The organism is Staphylococcus simulans (assembly GCF_003043455.1).
GTDB lineage: Bacteria > Bacillota > Bacilli > Staphylococcales > Staphylococcaceae > Staphylococcus > Staphylococcus simulans_A.
The window spans coordinates 1-18,116 of sequence record NZ_PZGG01000051.1 but is presented as its reverse complement, the minus strand read 5'-3'; the positions used below and the strand labels follow the sequence as shown (position 1 = coordinate 18,116).

18 protein-coding genes are annotated in these 18,116 nt (G+C 37.8%); 11 read left to right on the top strand and 7 right to left on the bottom strand.

Annotation, left to right across the window (positions count from 1 at the left end):
• Positions 1-148: 148 nt before the first annotated feature.
• Complete coding sequence (locus BU038_RS09365; RefSeq protein ID WP_107605806.1) at positions 149-433, bottom strand: lactococcin 972 family bacteriocin; 285 nt, start codon at positions 431-433, stop codon at positions 149-151.
• 237 nt (positions 434-670) lie between these two features.
• Here BU038_RS09365 and BU038_RS09360 point away from each other — a divergent pair, with 237 nt between their 5' ends.
• The 9 genes from BU038_RS09360 to hisIE are packed head-to-tail and all read left to right on the top strand — an operon-like array spanning position 671 to position 7,594.
• Positions 671-1,501, top strand: a complete 831-nt coding sequence (locus BU038_RS09360; RefSeq protein ID WP_107605805.1) for an ATP phosphoribosyltransferase regulatory subunit — start codon at positions 671-673, stop codon at positions 1,499-1,501.
• A 12-nt stretch (positions 1,502-1,513) separates the two neighbouring features.
• The gene (gene hisG, locus BU038_RS09355; protein ID WP_107605804.1) at positions 1,514-2,128 is read left to right on the top strand and encodes an ATP phosphoribosyltransferase; all 615 of its coding nucleotides are present in this window, start codon (positions 1,514-1,516) and stop codon (positions 2,126-2,128) included.
• The gene (hisD, locus tag BU038_RS09350; protein WP_107605803.1) at positions 2,121-3,374 is read left to right on the top strand and encodes a histidinol dehydrogenase; all 1,254 of its coding nucleotides are present in this window, start codon (positions 2,121-2,123) and stop codon (positions 3,372-3,374) included. Before hisG ends, hisD begins: the two co-directional genes overlap by 8 nt.
• Positions 3,375-4,370: a pyridoxal phosphate-dependent aminotransferase gene (locus tag BU038_RS09345; protein WP_107605802.1), complete on the top strand. Its 996-nt coding sequence runs from the start codon at positions 3,375-3,377 to the stop codon at positions 4,368-4,370.
• Positions 4,357-4,938 carry an imidazoleglycerol-phosphate dehydratase HisB gene (gene hisB / locus BU038_RS09340; protein ID WP_107605801.1) on the top strand — a complete coding sequence of 194 codons (582 nt, stop codon included), beginning with the start codon at positions 4,357-4,359 and terminating at the stop codon, positions 4,936-4,938. Before BU038_RS09345 ends, hisB begins: the two co-directional genes overlap by 14 nt.
• Positions 4,935-5,516, top strand: coding sequence for an imidazole glycerol phosphate synthase subunit HisH (gene hisH / locus BU038_RS09335; RefSeq protein ID WP_107605800.1), 582 nt, complete (start codon positions 4,935-4,937; stop codon positions 5,514-5,516). The genes hisB and hisH overlap by 4 nt, the downstream gene beginning before the upstream one ends.
• Positions 5,509-6,213, top strand: a complete 705-nt coding sequence (gene hisA, locus BU038_RS09330; RefSeq protein WP_107605799.1) for a 1-(5-phosphoribosyl)-5-((5-phosphoribosylamino)methylideneamino)imidazole-4-carboxamide isomerase — start codon at positions 5,509-5,511, stop codon at positions 6,211-6,213. The genes hisH and hisA overlap by 8 nt, the downstream gene beginning before the upstream one ends.
• Complete coding sequence (gene hisF / locus BU038_RS09325; RefSeq protein WP_107605798.1) at positions 6,210-6,974, top strand: imidazole glycerol phosphate synthase subunit HisF; 765 nt, start codon at positions 6,210-6,212, stop codon at positions 6,972-6,974. Before hisA ends, hisF begins: the two co-directional genes overlap by 4 nt.
• The gene (gene hisIE / locus BU038_RS09320; protein WP_107605797.1) at positions 6,965-7,594 is read left to right on the top strand and encodes a bifunctional phosphoribosyl-AMP cyclohydrolase/phosphoribosyl-ATP diphosphatase HisIE; all 630 of its coding nucleotides are present in this window, start codon (positions 6,965-6,967) and stop codon (positions 7,592-7,594) included. Before hisF ends, hisIE begins: the two co-directional genes overlap by 10 nt.
• Before the next feature lie 130 nt (positions 7,595-7,724).
• Here the strand turns inward: hisIE and BU038_RS09315 are convergent, their stop codons facing one another.
• From BU038_RS09315 to BU038_RS09290, 6 genes are all read right to left on the bottom strand, one after another.
• On the bottom strand, positions 7,725-9,083 hold the full coding sequence (locus tag BU038_RS09315; RefSeq protein WP_107605796.1) for a TrkH family potassium uptake protein: 1,359 nt from the start codon (positions 9,081-9,083) through the stop codon (positions 7,725-7,727).
• Positions 9,084-9,100: 17 nt separating this feature from the next.
• A complete protein-coding gene (locus BU038_RS09310; RefSeq protein ID WP_107605795.1) occupies positions 9,101-10,786 on the bottom strand; it encodes a S1C family serine protease in 1,686 nt (561 codons plus the stop codon).
• A 190-nt stretch (positions 10,787-10,976) separates the two neighbouring features.
• The gene (locus tag BU038_RS09305; RefSeq protein WP_107605794.1) at positions 10,977-11,792 is read right to left on the bottom strand and encodes a TerC family protein; all 816 of its coding nucleotides are present in this window, start codon (positions 11,790-11,792) and stop codon (positions 10,977-10,979) included.
• 267 nt (positions 11,793-12,059) lie between these two features.
• Complete coding sequence (locus tag BU038_RS09300) at positions 12,060-13,622, bottom strand: peptide chain release factor 3 (protein WP_107605793.1); 1,563 nt, start codon at positions 13,620-13,622, stop codon at positions 12,060-12,062.
• Entirely contained in the window at positions 13,619-13,804 is a 186-nt protein-coding gene (locus BU038_RS09295; protein ID WP_241963167.1) for a YueH family protein, read from the bottom strand. Before BU038_RS09295 ends, BU038_RS09300 begins: the two co-directional genes overlap by 4 nt.
• Before the next feature lie 52 nt (positions 13,805-13,856).
• The gene (locus tag BU038_RS09290) at positions 13,857-15,341 is read right to left on the bottom strand and encodes a UDP-N-acetylmuramoyl-L-alanyl-D-glutamate--L-lysine ligase (RefSeq protein ID WP_107605791.1); all 1,485 of its coding nucleotides are present in this window, start codon (positions 15,339-15,341) and stop codon (positions 13,857-13,859) included.
• A gap of 385 nt (positions 15,342-15,726) precedes the next feature.
• Here BU038_RS09290 and BU038_RS09285 point away from each other — a divergent pair, with 385 nt between their 5' ends.
• Positions 15,727-16,902 (top strand): diglucosyl diacylglycerol synthase, encoded by a 1,176-nt coding sequence (locus tag BU038_RS09285; RefSeq protein WP_107605790.1) that lies wholly within the window; start codon positions 15,727-15,729, stop codon positions 16,900-16,902.
• Positions 16,880-18,082, top strand: coding sequence for a lipoteichoic acid biosynthesis MFS flippase LtaA (ltaA, locus tag BU038_RS09280; RefSeq protein ID WP_107605789.1), 1,203 nt, complete (start codon positions 16,880-16,882; stop codon positions 18,080-18,082). Before BU038_RS09285 ends, ltaA begins: the two co-directional genes overlap by 23 nt.
• Positions 18,083-18,116: the final 34 nt, after the last annotated feature.

Below are 18,116 nucleotides of genomic sequence, written 5' to 3'. Positions count from 1 at the left end.
ATTCTCTAATTATACGTGAGGGCTTTATTTTTTTGAAATAATATGAGTATTTTATATAAAAAGCCGAGGAAAATCATTAAAGATTCTCCTCGGCTTTTATTTGAGACTGGATTTATGTCCCAGCCCCCACTCTTTTTTTAATGATGTTCTAATACACTCTATAATATGCTTGGTTACCCCACCAAGCTTTTTCCGCAGATGCACGTGCTTGTTTTCCAGCAGTGGTATAGCCACTATCTGAACGATATTTGCCGATTGCTGTAGAGCCATGACCATAACTATTATGTGTGTAATATGACCAAACATATGTTGAGTCTATTCCATGACTCCATTTTCCCCTTCCTGCCCATTCGTAAGCATTTGCAATTATAGTTGTTCCAATTCCTAGTAATAAAGTGGCAATAATTATTGTTCTAGCAACATACTTTTTCATGAAAACACCGCTTTTTAAAGTGTTCTCTATCTATTAAAAATAATATACAATAAAAAAACCCGCTAGCGTCAACAAATTTTCTGAATATTCTCACATTAATAAGTCTTTTCGTAATAATTATCATATTCTGAATATTCTATTGATTTAACAGTGATTTCGTGCTATGATTACGTCATTAAACAAGTACGCTTTAGTTCGGTAGAGAGTGAAAGCGTTGATGGAAGTGAGGAACTATAAATGGAATACATCGAATACCAAGATAAAGTGCTTAAACGAAAAGATTTGGAACTCCGCTTTTTAAAATATTTCCAATCTCATCAATATGAAGTGATAGACTTGCATTTTATTGAACGTTTGAATTGGCAACAGTTGACGCAAGATGATTTAGAAAGTATGGGAACGCGCAGTATTTGGAAAAATGGTCAAAATTTCTTTGCGCTTCGTAATGACTGGACAGATCAACTTCAACATTATGTCAGAACGTATGCTTTAAATTTAAAACAAGCTGTTTATGCAGGCCCTATCGCAAACAATGAACATATCAGCACAAACTTAGGTATTGAAGTATTTCATCCAACTTACCAAGAAATGTTGACGAGTTTTCAGTTGATGTTGGGATTTGTTCAAAAGGAAATGAAACGCGAGGTAGATTTTGCGGTGATTGGTCACTATCAACTGTTATCTTTGTTATTAAGTGAAGAAGAACGCACACCAAAAATCTTACAGTTGATTAATGAACGTAACCTTTCTGAACTTAATCAGCAGTTGCCTAAAGACCATAAACTTTTAGGTCTGTTGAAACAACCGACACATTTGCAGCTGGATTATATTCGAAATATCATCCCTAATGATCATCCGACATACTTATCTTTATTACGATGGTCAGAAGAATTAAAACGTGCAGGCATCCAAACCATTCACTTAGATGTTACAACGATGCCACCGAAAACTTACTATATCGGAAGTTTTATGCAGCTGTTTGAAAATAGCCAGTCTGAACCGATTATGTCAGGCGGTCATTACAGCGGAACAATCGACGGTTTCGGTTTTGGGATTCAATTAGATTAGGAGGAACACATTATGTTAACGATTGCCCTCAGTAAAGGGAGATTACTCAAAGACTTCATCGCATTTTTAGAACACAACAACAATCCTATATGGGCAGAAGCTTTACATCAACGTGAACGTAAGCTGCAGATTACCGTAAAAGATATTAAATTTATTTTAGTTAAAGGGACAGATGTCCCTACTTATGTTGAAGAAGGTATCGCTGATTTAGGAATTACCGGCAGTGATATTTTAAGTGAAAAACCAAATCATAATGTAAATAACTATATCGATTTACCGTTCGGTCAATGTCACTTTTCTGTAGCTGCTAAACCTGGTGTGACAGATATCAATCGTGTTGCGACGACTTACGTCAATACAACACGCCAATATTTCAACCAACTCGGTCAAGATGTTAGCATCATTCCTTTATCTGGATCAGTGGAACTCGCAGCTGTCGTCAATATGGTCGATGCTATCGTGGATATCGTCCAAACAGGGACAACACTTAAATCTAACGGATTAGAAGAACGTGAAAAAATCGGTAATGTGAATGCAAAGTTGATTACCAATAAACATGCTTTCTTCAGTAAATCAGACGCTATTAATCAATTCATTACACAACTGGGGGTTTCTATACATGCTTAATAAAACTGAATTTTATGCGCGTTTCCAAAACGTTTCAGATATTGAACAATCATTAATCGATCAAGTCAACACAATCATTCAAAACGTCAAAAAGAATCAAGACAAAGCCTTATTTGAATACAATAAACAATTTGACGGTGTGGAACTTTCACAATTAGAAGTACCTCAAGCAGATATTGAAGCCAGCTTGACTCAAATTTCACCAGAGTTACGCGAAGCGTTGATACAAAGCTTTGAAAACATCAAAGCATTCCAAGAACGTATCAAACATGAAGATGTTATCGGTGAATACACAAGCGAAATTTATAATCCGCTTGAAAGTGTCGGTATTTACGTTCCAGGCGGTAAAGCCGCTTATCCTTCGACTGTTTTAATGACTGCGACACTTGCGAAAGTCGCTGGCGTTAAAGAAATTATCGCAGTGACACCCCCACAAGCTGAAGGCATTAAACCAAGTATTCTAGCAGCTTGTAAAATTGCGGGTGTCGATCGTATTTTCCAAGTCGGTGGTGCACAAAGTATTGCGGCGTTAGCCTTTGGTACGGAATCTGTACCTAAAGTGGATAAAATCGTCGGACCAGGTAATCAGTTTGTTGCTTTAGCGAAACAATTACTTTATGGCTATGTCGGTATTGATCAAATCGCTGGACCAAGTGAGATTATGATTATCGCAGATGAAACATCTCGCCCTGAATTTATTGTTCAAGACATCTTAGCGCAAGCTGAACACGATGAACGTGCACGTACTTTCTTATTATCTACAAGCCAATCATTATTAGAAGAAGTAGAAGCGTTATTACCAGATGCAATCAATAATGCTCCAAGAAAAGCGATTATTGAACCAAGTGTACGAGACTTCCACTACCCTATTTTGACTGAAAGTCTCGAAGATAATATTGAAATCGCAAACTATGTTGCGCCTGAACATTTATCAATTCAAACAAAAGAACCTGACTATTACATCAACAAAATCAAATATGCTGGCGCAATGTTCTTAGGTTCTTATGCACCTGAAGCTTTAGGCGATTATAACGCAGGACCAAGTCACGTCTTGCCGACTAACCAAACTTCTCGCTTCACAAACGGTTTAACAGTCAACGACTTCCTTACAAGTCATTCTGTGATCCGTTACGACCAAGAAGCCTTCAACAACCTTGCAGAAGGTGCTATGACAATCGCCCATGAAGAAGGCTTATACCAACATGAAGCCTCAGTTAAAGTCAGAGTAGAACAGGAGGAATCATAATTGATTTATATCGATAAAAACGAAAGCCCGATTCCTGCACTTTCTAAATCAGAAATTGCAGAAGTCATTAATGATACAGATTTTCGCGTCTATCCAGAAACGCAATATAACGATTTTCTAAAAGCGTACGCGGATTTTTATAATTTAAATACTAATCAAGTTTTAGCTGCGAATGGATCTGATGAATGGATTCAAAAATGTATGTTAGCTCTGCCAGAAGGTCCTGTACTTACATTAAGCCCAGATTTTGTGATGTATACCGAATTTGCGCATCAAACTGAACGTGACATTGAATATGTCTCATGCGACCAAGATTTCCGCTTCTCACTCGAAGCAATTTTAAACCGTATTGATGAGGTTCAACCTGCATTCTTTATCATGAGCGTGCCTCATAACCCAACAGGCGAACAATATCCTTTCAACTTCTTGAAAGCTATCAGCGATAAAATGAAAGCACTCGGCGGTTACTTTGTCATTGATGAAGCTTATATTGAATTCGGCGAACCGATTGAAGTTGCATTAGAAGATCATATCATCGTCATGAAAACATTGAGTAAAGCGTTCGCATTGGCTGGCTTACGTATCGGTGTCGTGATTTCAACACCAAAAACGATTCAATTATTAAATCGTTTCGCACACCCATATCCGATGAGCACCCTATCTTTAACACTTGCGGAAACATTATTCAAAGATACTAAACGTGTCATGAACCTGATCGCAGAACAACGTTACTTATGTCGCAAGCTTAATGATATTTTCAAACCTTATCATAGTGACGCTTTAAAAGTGATTCCATCTAAGGCAAACTTTGTCTTCACTTATGGACCAAAAGCACGCAGTTTGGGTGAATATGTGATCGAACATGGTTTCCAACCACGTATTTATGACGAACCTGAATTAAATGAAGCAGTGCGTTATTCTATTGCGACAGATCAAGAACTCGATCAACTCTCACAAATCATCAAGGAATGGAGTGAACAAAATGACTTATCATAAAACACGCTCAACTAAAGAAACCTCTATAGAAGCAACATTAGATTTTTCCAATCAATCAGAAACATCGATTTCAACTGGTGTGGGTTTCTTAGACCACATGTTGACTTTGTTCAGTTTCCATAGCGGTATCGCCCTTCAACTTAAAGTAGACGGAGATACCTATGTTGATGATCACCATACAACAGAAGATATCGGAATTGTGTTAGGTCAATTATTATTAGAGGCCGTGCGTGATAAAACATCTTTCACACGATACGGTACTTTCTATATTCCAATGGATGAAACGTTAGCACGTGTCGTTACAGATATCAGCGGACGTCCTTTCTTATCATTTAATGCCGAATTCTCTAAAGAGAAAGTCGGTACGTTCGATACAGAACTTGTCGAAGAATTCTTTAGAGGACTTGTGATTAATGCGCGTTTAACCACACACATTGATTTAATTCGCGGAGGAAATACACATCATGAAATTGAAGCGATTTTTAAAGCCTTTGCGCGCAGTTTAAAAATCGCACTGTCAGAAAGCGATACACAAGGTGTGCCTTCATCTAAAGGAGTGATTGAATGATCGCGATTGTAGACTATGGTGTCGGAAATATCAAAAACGTTGAACGCGCGGTCAATCACTTAGGCTACGATGCACAACTGACAAGTGATTTTGACACAATCAGAGAAAGCTCACATATCATCTTACCAGGCGTCGGTCACTTTAAAGATGCGATGACAGCACTCAAAGCTTCAGGCCTAGATAAGTTACTGATCGAGCTTCAAGACAAGAAACCAATGATCGGTATTTGTTTAGGCATGCAGTTGATGTTTGAACATAGTGATGAAGGTGATGTAGAGGGATTAGGTATGATTCCTGGTCGTGTTGTACCCATTGATACACCTTACCCTGTGCCCCACCTAGGTTGGAACAATTTAGAGAGTAAACACCCTCTTTTAGATAAAGACGTTTACTTTATTCACTCTTATTACGTTCAAACACCTGCACCGATTATTGCGACAGCGGATTATGGTCTGCCGATTACCGCCATTGTCCAAAAAGATAATAAAATCGGTATCCAATTTCATCCAGAAAAAAGCGGTGATTTCGGATTAGCTATTTTAGACCAAGCATTGAAAGGCGGTTTTATTCATGATTGAAGTATGGCCAGCAATTGATTTAATCGATTCACAAAGTGTCCGTTTAACTGAAGGAGACTATGAAACCAAAGAAGCGATGGCGAGAACTGCAGAAGAAGCGGTTCAATTCTATAGTCGTTATAAATGTGTGAAACGTATCCATGTCATCGATCTAATCGCCGCAAAAACCAAACAGCCTGTAGAAGCAGATTATATTGAACAGTTGGTCGGTTTAACAGATTTACCGATTGAAGTCGGCGGCGGTATCCGTTCTACTGAAACAATTGAAGATTATTTCAATAAAGGCGTTGCTTATGTGATTGTCGGCACGAAAGGAATTCAAGATACTGATTGGCTTAAAACAGCTGCTGAACAATTTCCAAATCGTATTTACTTATCTGTAGACGCTTATGTTGATGAAATCAAAGTCAACGGATGGTTAGAAGAAACAGGACTAAATTTATTTGAATTCGTTAAAACGATTGAACACTTACCGCTCGGCGGCTTGATTTATACAGATATTTCGAAAGACGGTAAATTAGAAGGACCGAACTTCGAATTGACGAAACAACTTGCGCAAGCGACTGCCCTACCAGTCGTCGCATCTGGCGGAATCCGCAGTTCTGATGATTTGAAGCGTTTAGAAGCGGATGGTGTACATGCGGCCATCGTCGGCAAAGCTGCGAATACCGAAGCCTTTTGGGAGGGATTAGAATGATAAAAAAGCGTATCATCCCTTGCCTTGACGTTAAAGACGGTCGGGTCGTCAAAGGTGTGAAGTTTAAAGGATTGCGTGATATCGGAGACCCTGTAGAAATGGCAGCGTATTATAATCAAGAACTTGCAGACGAATTAGTTTTCTTAGATATTTCACGTACAGAAAGCGGTCATCAAATGATGTTAGATATTATCGAAGAGACCGCTTCTAAACTCTTTATCCCATTAACCATCGGCGGCGGTATCAATTCTGTTGAAGATATCTCTATCTTGTTAAAACATGGCGCAGATAAAGTTTCTTTAAACTCTAGCGCATTACGAAATCCTGAATTAATTGCGGAGGCGAGCCAGAAATTCGGTACACAATGTATTTGCGTCGCTATTGATGCGAAATGGGAAGAAGATAAACAAGATTGGTTCTGTTATACACATGGCGGTAAGCAGCGTACAGATAAACGAACTTTAGATTGGGTTCAAGAAGTTGAAGCGTTAGGTGCTGGCGAATTACTTGTGACCAGCATGGATTACGATGGTGTCAAACAAGGTTTTGATCATCGCTTATTGTCATTAATCAATGAACGTGTTTCTATTCCGATTATCGCCTCAGGTGGTGGCGGTAATGCCCAACATTTTGCGGATTTATTTAAAGAAACTGATGTTTCTGCTGGACTCGCAGCCAGTATTTTCCATGATAAAGAAACAACTGTCGGCGCCGTTAAAGCATTCCTAAAAGAAGAAGGAGTTGAAGTCAGATGGCAATAACACCAGACTTTTCAAAAGGATTAGTACCCGCAATCTTACAACACTATCAAACCAAACAAGTGTTGATGCTGGGATATATGAACGAAGAAGCCTATCAAAAGACTTTAGAAGATAAAGTATGTTGGTTTTATTCTCGTAGTAAAGAACGTTTATGGAAAAAAGGTGAGTCTTCTCACAACTACCAACACGTTGTCGATCTTAAATTAGATTGTGATCAAGACACGATATTAGTCTTCGTCAATCCTGATGGTCCGACTTGTCATACAGGCTCAACGAGTTGTTTCAACACAGAAATACCTTTCTTTATTGATAGTTTAGAAGAAATCGTTCAATCTCGCGCAAACAGTGATGATGACAAATCATATACACATTATTTATTGAATGAAGGTATTGAAAAAATCACGAAGAAATTCGGTGAAGAAGCGTTTGAAGTGGTGATTGCCGCAATGAAGGATGATCAAGAAGAATTAGCTAATGAAACAGCCGATGTTTTATATCACCTCTTTGTGTTACTACACGCTTGTGGTGTAACTGTAGAGGACGTTAAACACGTCCTACAAAGCAGACATCAAAAAAGCGGTAATTTCAAAGGTGAACGTAAATCTGTTCAAGACTGGTAAAAATTACTTTAATTAAACATATAAAAAAGCATGTGCTTGAGCTCATTCAGAGTTTCAAACACATGCTTTATTTATTATAGCTATTTCTATATTTAATGATGTTGAAAGTGATTTAAAGTATTACTTATTATTAACCAATTTGTACTTTTTCTTTTGGATAGTGATATAAGACAGGTTCTTTTCTGCCGCCAATCATTAAAATAAAGGAGATTAAACCGACCCGTCCGATAAACATTAAGACCATTAAGACTACTTTGGTTATATCAGTACCGTCACTCGAGAGACCTAAAGATAGACCACAGGTTCCGAACGCTGACATGACTTCAAAGAAGACTTGAAGAATAGACATTTTACTGCCTTCCACTGCTTGAATAAACACAATTGAAGTCAGTGATAGAATCGTTGCGACACTAAAGACCATGAAAGTCTTTTGGATATCTGACGGCAAGATTTCTCTATTAAAGACTTTAATCGTAATACGTTCTGAATCCGTACGGAAGTTTAAAATAAAGAGAATCAAAATCGCAAATGTCGTTGTACGAATACCTCCACCTACTGAACTTGGTGAAGATCCGATAAACATCAGAGTTCCCATCAATGAGTTGGTCGCATCGGTAAATTGCGAAATATCTAAAGTTTGTAATCCGGCACTTCTGGTTGTCGTAGATTGGAACATGGCATAAAAGAGTGCTTTATGCCAACTGACGTCTTTTAACGTGTTGCCCATCTCTAAGATTAAAATCATCACTGTTCCGAATAAGAATAATGCGAAATACGTAATCGTCGTGATTTTCGCAAATAATGAGAAACGGAAGTTCGGATTTCTATTACTGATATACGCTTTAATTTCTAATAATACCGGGAACCCGATAGAACCCAGTGTAATCAAGAACATCACAATCGCTTGTACGAAATAATCATTCGCATAAGGAATCAATGAATTCCCTGTAATATCGAGTCCTGCGTTAGTGGTTGAGGCAACTGAAACGAAGAAGCCTTGCATCAACGCATATTGGATATCTGCGGTATCTCTATAGAAATAAAAGGCCAATAATAATGCACCGACAAGTTCAATCAATAAGACGGCTCTAACAATTTCAATAATCAATTGAACCGCACCGCTCATCGTATGACGGTTATTATCTAACATAATCATCTGACGTTCACGTAAGCCGATATGTTTCCCTAAAATAAGCCATAGCACTGTACCTAATGCCATGACACCGACACCGCCGATATTTAAAATAATCATGATGACAATTTGTCCGAAAGTCGAATACGTATCGGCAATCGTCACAGGTGTCAATCCAGTCACACTGATTCCTGATACAGCCACAAACAATGTATCAATAGGATCAACGTGCACACCAGGTTTATGCACGCCAGGTAAATTCAACATCAAAAATGCTGCGATAATCGCAATCAAATAGAATAAGACAATACCTTGTTGAGGACTGGATCTTTTAAATAACTGGTTAAAAATGGACAACTGTTTTCACCTCAACACTACTTCAATTTAATCGTTATACTTTTTAGTTTACCATTTCGATATATTTTTGCAGATAATGGTTTCAAATCTGCTTGATGTTCAAAGACAATCTGTCTATATCTTAAATTATCTTCAATTTTTTTACCATCTAATTCTACAATAATATCCCCTGTTTTTAAACCTGCTTTTTCACCTGGTGAGTTATGATTCACTTCTCTGACTACAGTACCTTGTTGTAAATCTTTAGGAACTTTGAATTGCTCACGTTCTTGATCAGATAAATCAGCCACATTGGATAATGCGACACCTGTATTCGGATAATCAATTTTACCTTTATCTTCTAATTGTTTTGCGAGTGTCACAGCTTTATTGACTGAAATCGCAAAGGCCATACCTTCTACTGCCGGCATATCAATTTTCAACGATACTATGCCGACTAATTTGCCGTTTTGATCGACTACTGCCCCTCCTGAGTTGCCAGGATTGACCGGCGCATCGATTTGAAAGGCTTTTGTCAGTACATCATAGTGGTTATCTTTATCAATATCCACAGGTACATTACGATTTAAACCTGAAACGACACCATTTGAAATACTGCCTTTAAAGTCAGCGCCTAACGGATTTCCCACAGTAATCACAGGTTCTGCTAATTGAAGTTGTTTAGAGTCGCCGATACGGATAGCTTTGACGTCACTATCTTTTTCAACATTTGCTTTCACAACTGCTACATCTGAATATTTATCTTTGCCGATGACCTTCCCTGTTGTTTCTTTGTTGTCATCATATAAAATACGCTGTGTCTTTTTGTCACCGACCACATGACTATTCGTCAATATAAAAATGGAGTCGTCCACTTTTTTGTAGACGACACCCGAACCAATTTCATTATCAGAATTTGCGGTTTCTTTATCAATTGAGCTTTTATTTTTTGTTTTGTTCTCAACTGTAACGACTGAATGAATCGAACTTTTTGCTGCTTTCATCATAGCTGTCTCTTGTTTATCGCCGCTGCCATCAAACGTTGCGACGTCACCGGCACTTCCATTATCACTTCTAAGATTATGGAATATCGCAAAGAGTAATAGTAATAAAATAATTACGCCGACCGCAATTGCGATTTTAGCCCAATGTTTTTCAAAGAATGCTTTGGCCTGATTATTTTGTGTACTGCGTGTTGCAGGTTCGCCCTCTTTATAAGGCGGCTCTGTTTCTGTTTGTGTTGGTTCTTCTGTTGCTGCGGGCTCATGAATTTTTGTGTCATCATCTACTGTGACTGATGAAACATTTGAAACAGCTTTTTCATTCTTCACTGTCTCTTTTTTCGCACCTGCAGTGGATGTTGATGGCTGTTCATTATGTAAGGATTCATCTTGAGTTGATGATTCTGCCTTCGGTGTTTCTGTTGTTTCATTTTCTACTTCAGGCTCGCGTTTACCTTGCGCAATTTCTTGTTGATGTTGAATTTCTTCTTGTGTCAGCTTTTCAATACGTGCTTTTCTTAAGTTGTCTTTCACACGTTCTTCATTGTTTTTAGCTTGCATGGCTGCTTTTTCTTTTTCTTGTGCTTGTTGTTCTTTTTCTTGTTCAACACGTTGTTCTCGTTCTTCATTATGGAAAAACTCTCGACGTTTTCGTTTATAATGACTTTTCGGTATAACTTGTTTTTCATCTGGTTGACGCTTTCCATTATCTTCTGCCATCATAACGCCCTCCTCTACTACAATCTTTCTTATCTATTATGACACAATCTATTGTAAATTTCTTGTAAACTTAGTGCTTTCACTAAAAATTTTAGAGGATTTTTTCTTCTACTTCAATCTGAAAGTTAAACAAAGAAAAAACCGTCTATCTTTTAAATTAATAAAGATAAACGGTTTTTCGTTTCATATTGTATTATGAATTTGATTGTTCTTTTGCTTTCTTTTTGTTGTGGCGTAAAGAAGATAACCAACCAAAGATGACAAGTCCAATCATGACACCCCAGAAGATGATTTGCCACAATGTTGAGTGTGGGAAATGTTCTGAAATTAAATGAACTTGTGGATGTGCAAGAACGAGTACCACTAATTTGATACCGACCCATCCAACAATCGCAAAGGCTGCACCTTCAAGACCAGGATATTTGTTTAATAGTTCTACGAACCATGTTGCCGCAAAACGCATTAAGATAACTCCGATCATACCACCCATGAACATTACTGCGAATTGACCTAAGTCCATACCGCCGAAATGAATACCGACTGGTTTCAACGTGAAGGCAATGGCCATTGCTGCTAGCATTGAGTCAATCGCAAAGGCGATATCCGCAAATTCAACTTTTGCAACTGTTGCCCAGAAGGCTTTCGGACTGACTTTCTTTTCAGTTCCGTGCTCATCGTAGTGATGATCGTCGCCTTCTGGTTGTTCAGGTCCATGACCTTTGGATTTGTAAAATTGATATAAATTCCGTCCTGACATATATAGTAAATAAACGGCACCAGCTGCTTGGATAAACCAGAAGTTTACTAAGTAACTGATTAGGAATAATGATAAGAATCTAAAGACAAAGGCTCCTAATAAGCCGTAAAATAGTGCTTTCTTTCTTTGCTCAGGCGGTAAATGTCTAACCATTACTGCCATAACTACTGCGTTATCCGCAGCAAGTAAACCTTCTAAAAACACGAGTACGAGCAATACCCATCCGTAGGATAAAATTAAACTCGGATCCATTCAATGACCACTCCTTCAAAATAATTCAATCGTCTGGCTAAAAAAACGTGGACAAAATAAAAGAGACCTATGCTAAATAAATAGCAAAGGTCTCACTTGAATCCATACTTGTTTGTATGAACCCCATTTTACCGGAAATGTCTATGCATTTCGTAATGACGATAAGAATGTTGAAGCGGATTTGAATCCAACTTCTTAAGTTACTCCCCTCTGACATGACTGTCATAGGTATTCATTTATTTAAAATAATTATACCCCATTGAATACCTATAATAAACTATAAAGTTTAATTTCAGGGAATTTTTCTTCAAACCAACGTGTCGCAAATTCATTTTCAAATAAGAATACTTTTTGTTCATAGCGGTCTTGTACTAGTATAGAGCGCGCTGTGCTCATCTTATCTTGAATATCTTCTTCATTTTCAACCCAACGTGCAATTTTACGACCGACAGGTTCCATAATTACATCTACATTATATTCATTATTCATACGGTGTTCGAAGACTTCGAATTGCAGTTGACCTACAGCACCTAGAATAATTTGGTTCGTGTGCAATGTTTTATAGTATTGGATGGCACCTTCTTGTACCAATTGTTCAATACCTTTATGGAAGTGTTTTTGTTTCATCACGTTTTTCGGTGATACTTTCATAAAGAGTTCAGGTGTGAACTGCGGCAGATCTTCAAAACTGAATTTTTGATTGCCGCCGACTAATGTATCGCCGATTTGGTAATTACCTGTATCATATAAACCGATAATATCTCCCGCAACCGCATGGTTGATAGTTTCTTTATCATCAGCCATAAATGACGTTGAACGTGTCACTTTTTGTTTCTTATTCGTACGTTGTAATTTCACGTCCATACCACGTTCAAACGCGCCGCTGACAATACGCATGAATGCGATTCTGTCACGGTGTTTAGGATCCATATTGGCTTGGATTTTAAAGATAAATCCTGAGAAGTCAGGCGCAAATGGACTCACTTCTTCTTCATCAGTCGTGATACGTCCTGTCGGCATCGGCGCATGGTCTACATAAGCATTTAAGAAACTTTGTACACCGAAGTTTGCTAAAGCTGAACCAAAGAATACAGGTGTCAATTCACCGGCTAACATCATTTCGTTATCGAATTCTTCGCCCGCTTCTTCTACCAACATAAACTCTTCAATCGCTTGTGCGAATGTACTATCGTTTGTAATCGGATGCTCTTCTTCAATTTCATAATCTTCATTGATATGCAATAAGTGTTCTTCATCTCTGAATGGTTCAATCGTACGATCTTCACGATCGATAATACCGAAGAAGTTTTGACCCATTCCAACAGGCCAGTTCATCGGATATGTTTTAATATTCAAAGTTTCTTCAATTTCATCTAACAACTCGAAAGGTTCTTTACCAACACGGTCCAGTTTGTTGATGAAAGTGAAGATAGGAATACCACGCATTTTACATACTTTAAAGAGTTTTAATGTTTGAGGTTCAATCCCTTTAGCACAGTCAATTACCATCACAGCACTATCGACTGCCATTAACGTACGATACGTATCTTCTGAGAAATCCTCATGTCCTGGTGTATCTAAAATATTGATATTAAAATCATCATAGTTGAACTGCATCACAGAACTTGTTACTGAGATACCACGTTCTTGTTCGACTTTCATCCAGTCACTTGTTGCGAATTTTCCAGATTTCTTACCTTTAACTGTCCCTGCTTCACGAATGGCACCACCGAATAATAGCAATTTTTCAGTTAAAGTGGTTTTCCCGGCATCCGGGTGAGAAATAATCGCAAAGGTTTTTCTGGATTCAATTTCATCCTTTATACTCATCTTTCGTCTCCTTTATCAAATAGAATTAAAGTCAGTTCATGAGCTAAGCTTTCCGCTTCAGCTTCATCCATCAAGTTAAATAGTTCCATTACTAAGTCTTCTTCTACATCTTCTGCTGACTCCTTCGTATCTATCAACGCAGACCAACTCATGTCAGGAACTGCAATCAGCTGGTTCTGCATTGTTTCATCTGTATAGTTATAGGCTGTTGCACCTTCTATTGTATGAAGTGTCCTAATCTTCAGAAGGGCCACCTCCAAATTTCTTGTATGCTGCTTCTAAACCAATCAAATCATCACGATGTGGTACTTTAACATGACCTGGCATAATTTGATAAGGCTCACGACCTTTTGAAGCTAATACTACTGTATCACCTGGTTCTGCAACTTCAATCGCATGACGAATGCCTTCAGCACGATCCGTAAACTCTACATAGTTATCATGTGTTGCACCTTTAGCCAATTCATGCGTTAACATTTTAGGGTCATCGTTGGCTGGGTTATCAGGTGTGAAGATAACATAATCAGCACGACTCGCTTGTCTGCCCATCTCTGGTGTTTTCGTTAAGTCACGTTCGCCTGCCATACCGACCAGTAATATAGATTTTTGTTTTACAAACGGTTTAACCGCATCAATCAGCTTTTCAATGCCGTCTGTCGTATGGGCATAATCGATGATTAAATCAATCGGTAAGGAACGGTCTAACACTTCTAAACGACCTTCAACCGGTTCTAATTGACTGACTACATTCACAATGTCTTGCATTGGTGTGCCTTTACTCCATACTGCAGTCATCGCTGCCATAATATTTGAAATGTTGAATTGGCCGACATACGGTGAATCCACATGGAATGTACCATCTGGTGTCACAAAATCAAATGCAGCACCTGTCAATGATTCCTTAATGTTTTCCGCTTGGAATTGCGCTTTATTATGAATCCCGTACGTAAAGACTTCATAAGGTGTTACTGTTTTCAAATATTCTGAGAATGCATCATCTTGGTTGACGATCGCATATTTTTCTTTACTTAAATCTTCACCTAGTTGACTGAATAACAGTGACTTCGCATGACCATAAGCTTCCATTGTGCCATGAAAATCCAAATGGTCTTGAGTTAAGTTTGAAAAAACAGCCACATCAAATTCTACACCGCTTAAACGACCTAAAGCTAAACCATGACTTGAAACTTCTAATGTCATTGCTTCAGCACCCGCTTCAACCGCTTCATGTACTTTCTTCGTCAATGTCACGGTTTCTGGTGTGGTATTTTCTCCTTTTGTGACAGTTTCATTGATTTGGAAACCGTTTGTGCCTAAGTAAGCACTGCCTTTTCCTAATTTACGATGAATTAAATGAATCATCGTCGCAATAGATGTTTTACCATTTGTGCCTGTCACACCATACGTTACCAGCTTTTCGCTCGGGTATTGATATAATTTATGTACAATCAAACTTGCAACACGTCTTGTATTCGGCACAATCACTTGTGTCACATCGCCTGTTAATTGTTGTTCACGTTCTACTACAATCACTTTGCACCCTTGATCAACTACATTTTGGCAAAATTTATGGCTGTCTACTGTATAGCCTTTTGAAGCTACAAAGATACTGCCTGCTTTTGCAGTACGGGAATCCGTTGTTACATCATCCACTTCTCTATCTAAACTGCCAAGTACTTGTTTCGATTTTATCTTTTCGAACAATTCGTTCGCTTTCACATCGATCGCCCCTTCTTTTCCAATACTACTATATTATACATTTTTTCTTTAGAAATCTAGATGCGTGAGTTCATTTTCTATTGTACAATTTTCTACGTTATTAATATATCGATTACGTTGTCATTTTCGTATTAATTTCAAATACTTCCTTTATAAGAGAAGCACCATTCACAAATCGCGAATCTCTTTTTCATTGAACCAAATGTTAAGAAAGTATGAAAATATTTTTATACTCTGTGAATAAGTGTTATAATTCAGTGATGTTAGCGTCAATATTATTTAATCTGGCTGCAACATACGTTACACTGTAGACAAAGCAATATATTCTATATATTAGCTTCACATAGACAACATTAAATCTACTAACTGGAGGGTGGCTGCTTTCATGGTTACTCAAAACAAGAAGATATTGATTATTACAGGTTCTTTCGGGAACGGCCATTTGCAAGTGACAAACAGCGTTGTGAATCAATTAAATGAAATGAATCTTAAACACTTATCTGTGATTGAACATGATTTATTTTTAGAAGCACATCCCATCTTAACATCCATTTGCAAAAAGTATTATATCAATAGTTTTAAATATTTTAGAAATTCATACAAACGTTTTTACTATAGCCGCCCAAAAGACATTGATAAATGTTTTTACAAATACTACGGTTTAAACAAATTGATCAATTTGTTGATTAAGGAAAAACCTGATTTGATTTTACTGACATTCCCAACGCCGGTCATGTCTGTTTTAACAGAACAATTTAATATGAACATTCCGATTGCGACGGTAATGACAGATTATCGCTTACATAAAAACTGGGTAACGCCCCACTCTTCACGTTACTATGTCGCTACAGAAGATTTAAAACAAGAATTTACAGATATCGGCGTACCACAAGATATTATAAAAGTTACTGGTATTCCAATTTCATCACAATTTGAAGAAGACATCGATACAGATGCTTGGATGCGTCACAACCGCTTAGATCCAAAACGTCCTACTATCTTGATGTCTGCAGGTGCTTTTGGTGTATCTAAAGGCTTTGAATCGATGATTGCCGATATTTTAGAACGTACGCCAGAGACGCAAGTCGTCATGGTTTGCGGACGCAATAAAGAATTAAAACGTAATTTAAAACATCAATTTAAAGATAATCATAATGTACTAATTTTAGGTTATACACATCATATGAACGAATGGATGGCCGCTTCTAACCTCATGATTACGAAACCAGGCGGTATTACAATATCAGAAGCACTTGCGCGTAAAGTACCGATGATTTTCTTAGATCCAGCACCAGGCCAAGAGTTAGAAAATGCGCTTTACTTTGAATCTAAAGGCATGGGCAAAGTGGCTGATACTACAGAAGAAGCAATTGCGTTAATTACCGATTTAACACAAGATGAAAAAGAATTAGAGACAATGGTTGCACGTATGCAAGACTTGAAAGTCAAATACCCTACCTATAAATTATGCCGAGACTTACTTCATCTCTTAGATGAATCTTCACAAACAGAAGAAATTTATGGAAAGGTACCATTATATGCAAAGCTCTTCCTCAAGTAAATATAACGCAAACTATAAACGTAATTTCATAATTATGTTGTTTATATTGTTCTTTATGGAATTCGCACGAGGCATGTTTGTCTTAGGTTACCTTCCCTTCTTGCCTACTGTGTCATCAGTAGCTGTCGGCGTAACCTCAGCTGCGGTTTCTATTCACTATATTTCAGATGCCGCAACAAACTTTGTTGTCGGTTTCTTATTAAAACGATTCGGTGCGAAACCAGTTTTAACACTCGGCTTTTTACTGGCTTTCGGCAGTTTGTTTTTAGTTATTTGGTTCCCATATAATGCTATTATATTAATCATGAGTTCTATCTTACTAGGTGTGGCTTCAAGCCCAATATGGGTCATTATGCTTTCTAGTGTACGTGACGAATCTCGTGGTAAACAAATGGGCCATGTCTATTTTGCATGGCTATTTGGTTTATTAGCAGGTATGATCGGCATGCTGTTAATTGTAAAAGTGCATCCAACGCACTTTACATTTTTAATGGCACTGGTTGTATTAGTAGCATGGATTCTATATTACTTCGTTAAGATTCGCCTTACTAACTACAAAACACGTCGTTTAAAAGAACAACTTGCGCAAATTAAACGAGTTGCACATTCAAATGGTGTCTTATTCCCTGGTATTATCTTACAAGGCGCTTCAATCAGTGCACTTGTACCGATTTTACCGACTTACGCAACAAAAGTTGTAAAAGTCAGCATGGTTGAATACACGGCTGCTTTAATTATTGGCGGTGTCGGTTGTGCTATATCCATGCTCTTCTTATCAAAAATCATTGATCGTCATGGCAATAAATTTATGTTCAGTGCAATTTTTACAGGCTTTGTATTATATACACTGGCCATATTCAGCCTTTCACTCATCACACAAATTTATCTCGTGTGGGGTGTCGCATTATTCATCGGTTTAATGTATGGCTTTTTATTACCAGCTTGGAATACGTTCATGGCTAAATTCATTAAACAAGATGAGCAAGAAGAAACATGGGGTGTCTTTAACAGTGTTCAAGGTGTCGGTGCCATGATCGGCCCGCTTATCGGTGGGATGTTGTATCAATTTACAAACAACTTGAATATGACGTTCTACTTCTCAGGAGGCGTCTTCGTCTTCTTAGCAGTTTTCTACGGCATTTACTTCTTACGTATTCAAAAACAACAACCAACAAAATAATATATAATGTCATAAAAAGGCAGCTGATTCAGAT

Bases quoted from the DNA above. Each gene is read 5' to 3' on its own strand.
- BU038_RS09295 (WP_241963167.1), bottom strand. From the start codon at position 13,804: ATGCAGAACCAGCTGATTGCAGTTCCTGACATGAGTTGGTCTGCGTTG.
- BU038_RS09305 (WP_107605794.1), bottom strand. From the start codon at position 11,792: ATGGATCCGAGTTTAATTTTATCCTACGGATGGGTATTGCTCGTACTC.
- BU038_RS09285 (WP_107605790.1), top strand. From the start codon at position 15,727: ATGGTTACTCAAAACAAGAAGATATTGATTATTACAGGTTCTTTCGGG.
- hisF (WP_107605798.1), top strand. From the start codon at position 6,210: ATGATAAAAAAGCGTATCATCCCTTGCCTTGACGTTAAAGACGGTCGG.
- hisH (WP_107605800.1), top strand. From the start codon at position 4,935: ATGATCGCGATTGTAGACTATGGTGTCGGAAATATCAAAAACGTTGAA.
- hisIE (WP_107605797.1), top strand. From the start codon at position 6,965: ATGGCAATAACACCAGACTTTTCAAAAGGATTAGTACCCGCAATCTTA.
- hisG (WP_107605804.1), top strand. From the start codon at position 1,514: ATGTTAACGATTGCCCTCAGTAAAGGGAGATTACTCAAAGACTTCATC.
- hisD (WP_107605803.1), top strand. From the start codon at position 2,121: ATGCTTAATAAAACTGAATTTTATGCGCGTTTCCAAAACGTTTCAGAT.
- BU038_RS09365 (WP_107605806.1), bottom strand. From the start codon at position 433: ATGAAAAAGTATGTTGCTAGAACAATAATTATTGCCACTTTATTACTA.
- hisB (WP_107605801.1), top strand. From the start codon at position 4,357: ATGACTTATCATAAAACACGCTCAACTAAAGAAACCTCTATAGAAGCA.
- BU038_RS09360 (WP_107605805.1), top strand. From the start codon at position 671: ATGGAATACATCGAATACCAAGATAAAGTGCTTAAACGAAAAGATTTG.
- ltaA (WP_107605789.1), top strand. From the start codon at position 16,880: ATGCAAAGCTCTTCCTCAAGTAAATATAACGCAAACTATAAACGTAAT.
- BU038_RS09300 (WP_107605793.1), bottom strand. From the start codon at position 13,622: ATGAGTATAAAGGATGAAATTGAATCCAGAAAAACCTTTGCGATTATT.
- BU038_RS09310 (WP_107605795.1), bottom strand. From the start codon at position 10,786: ATGATGGCAGAAGATAATGGAAAGCGTCAACCAGATGAAAAACAAGTT.
- hisA (WP_107605799.1), top strand. From the start codon at position 5,509: ATGATTGAAGTATGGCCAGCAATTGATTTAATCGATTCACAAAGTGTC.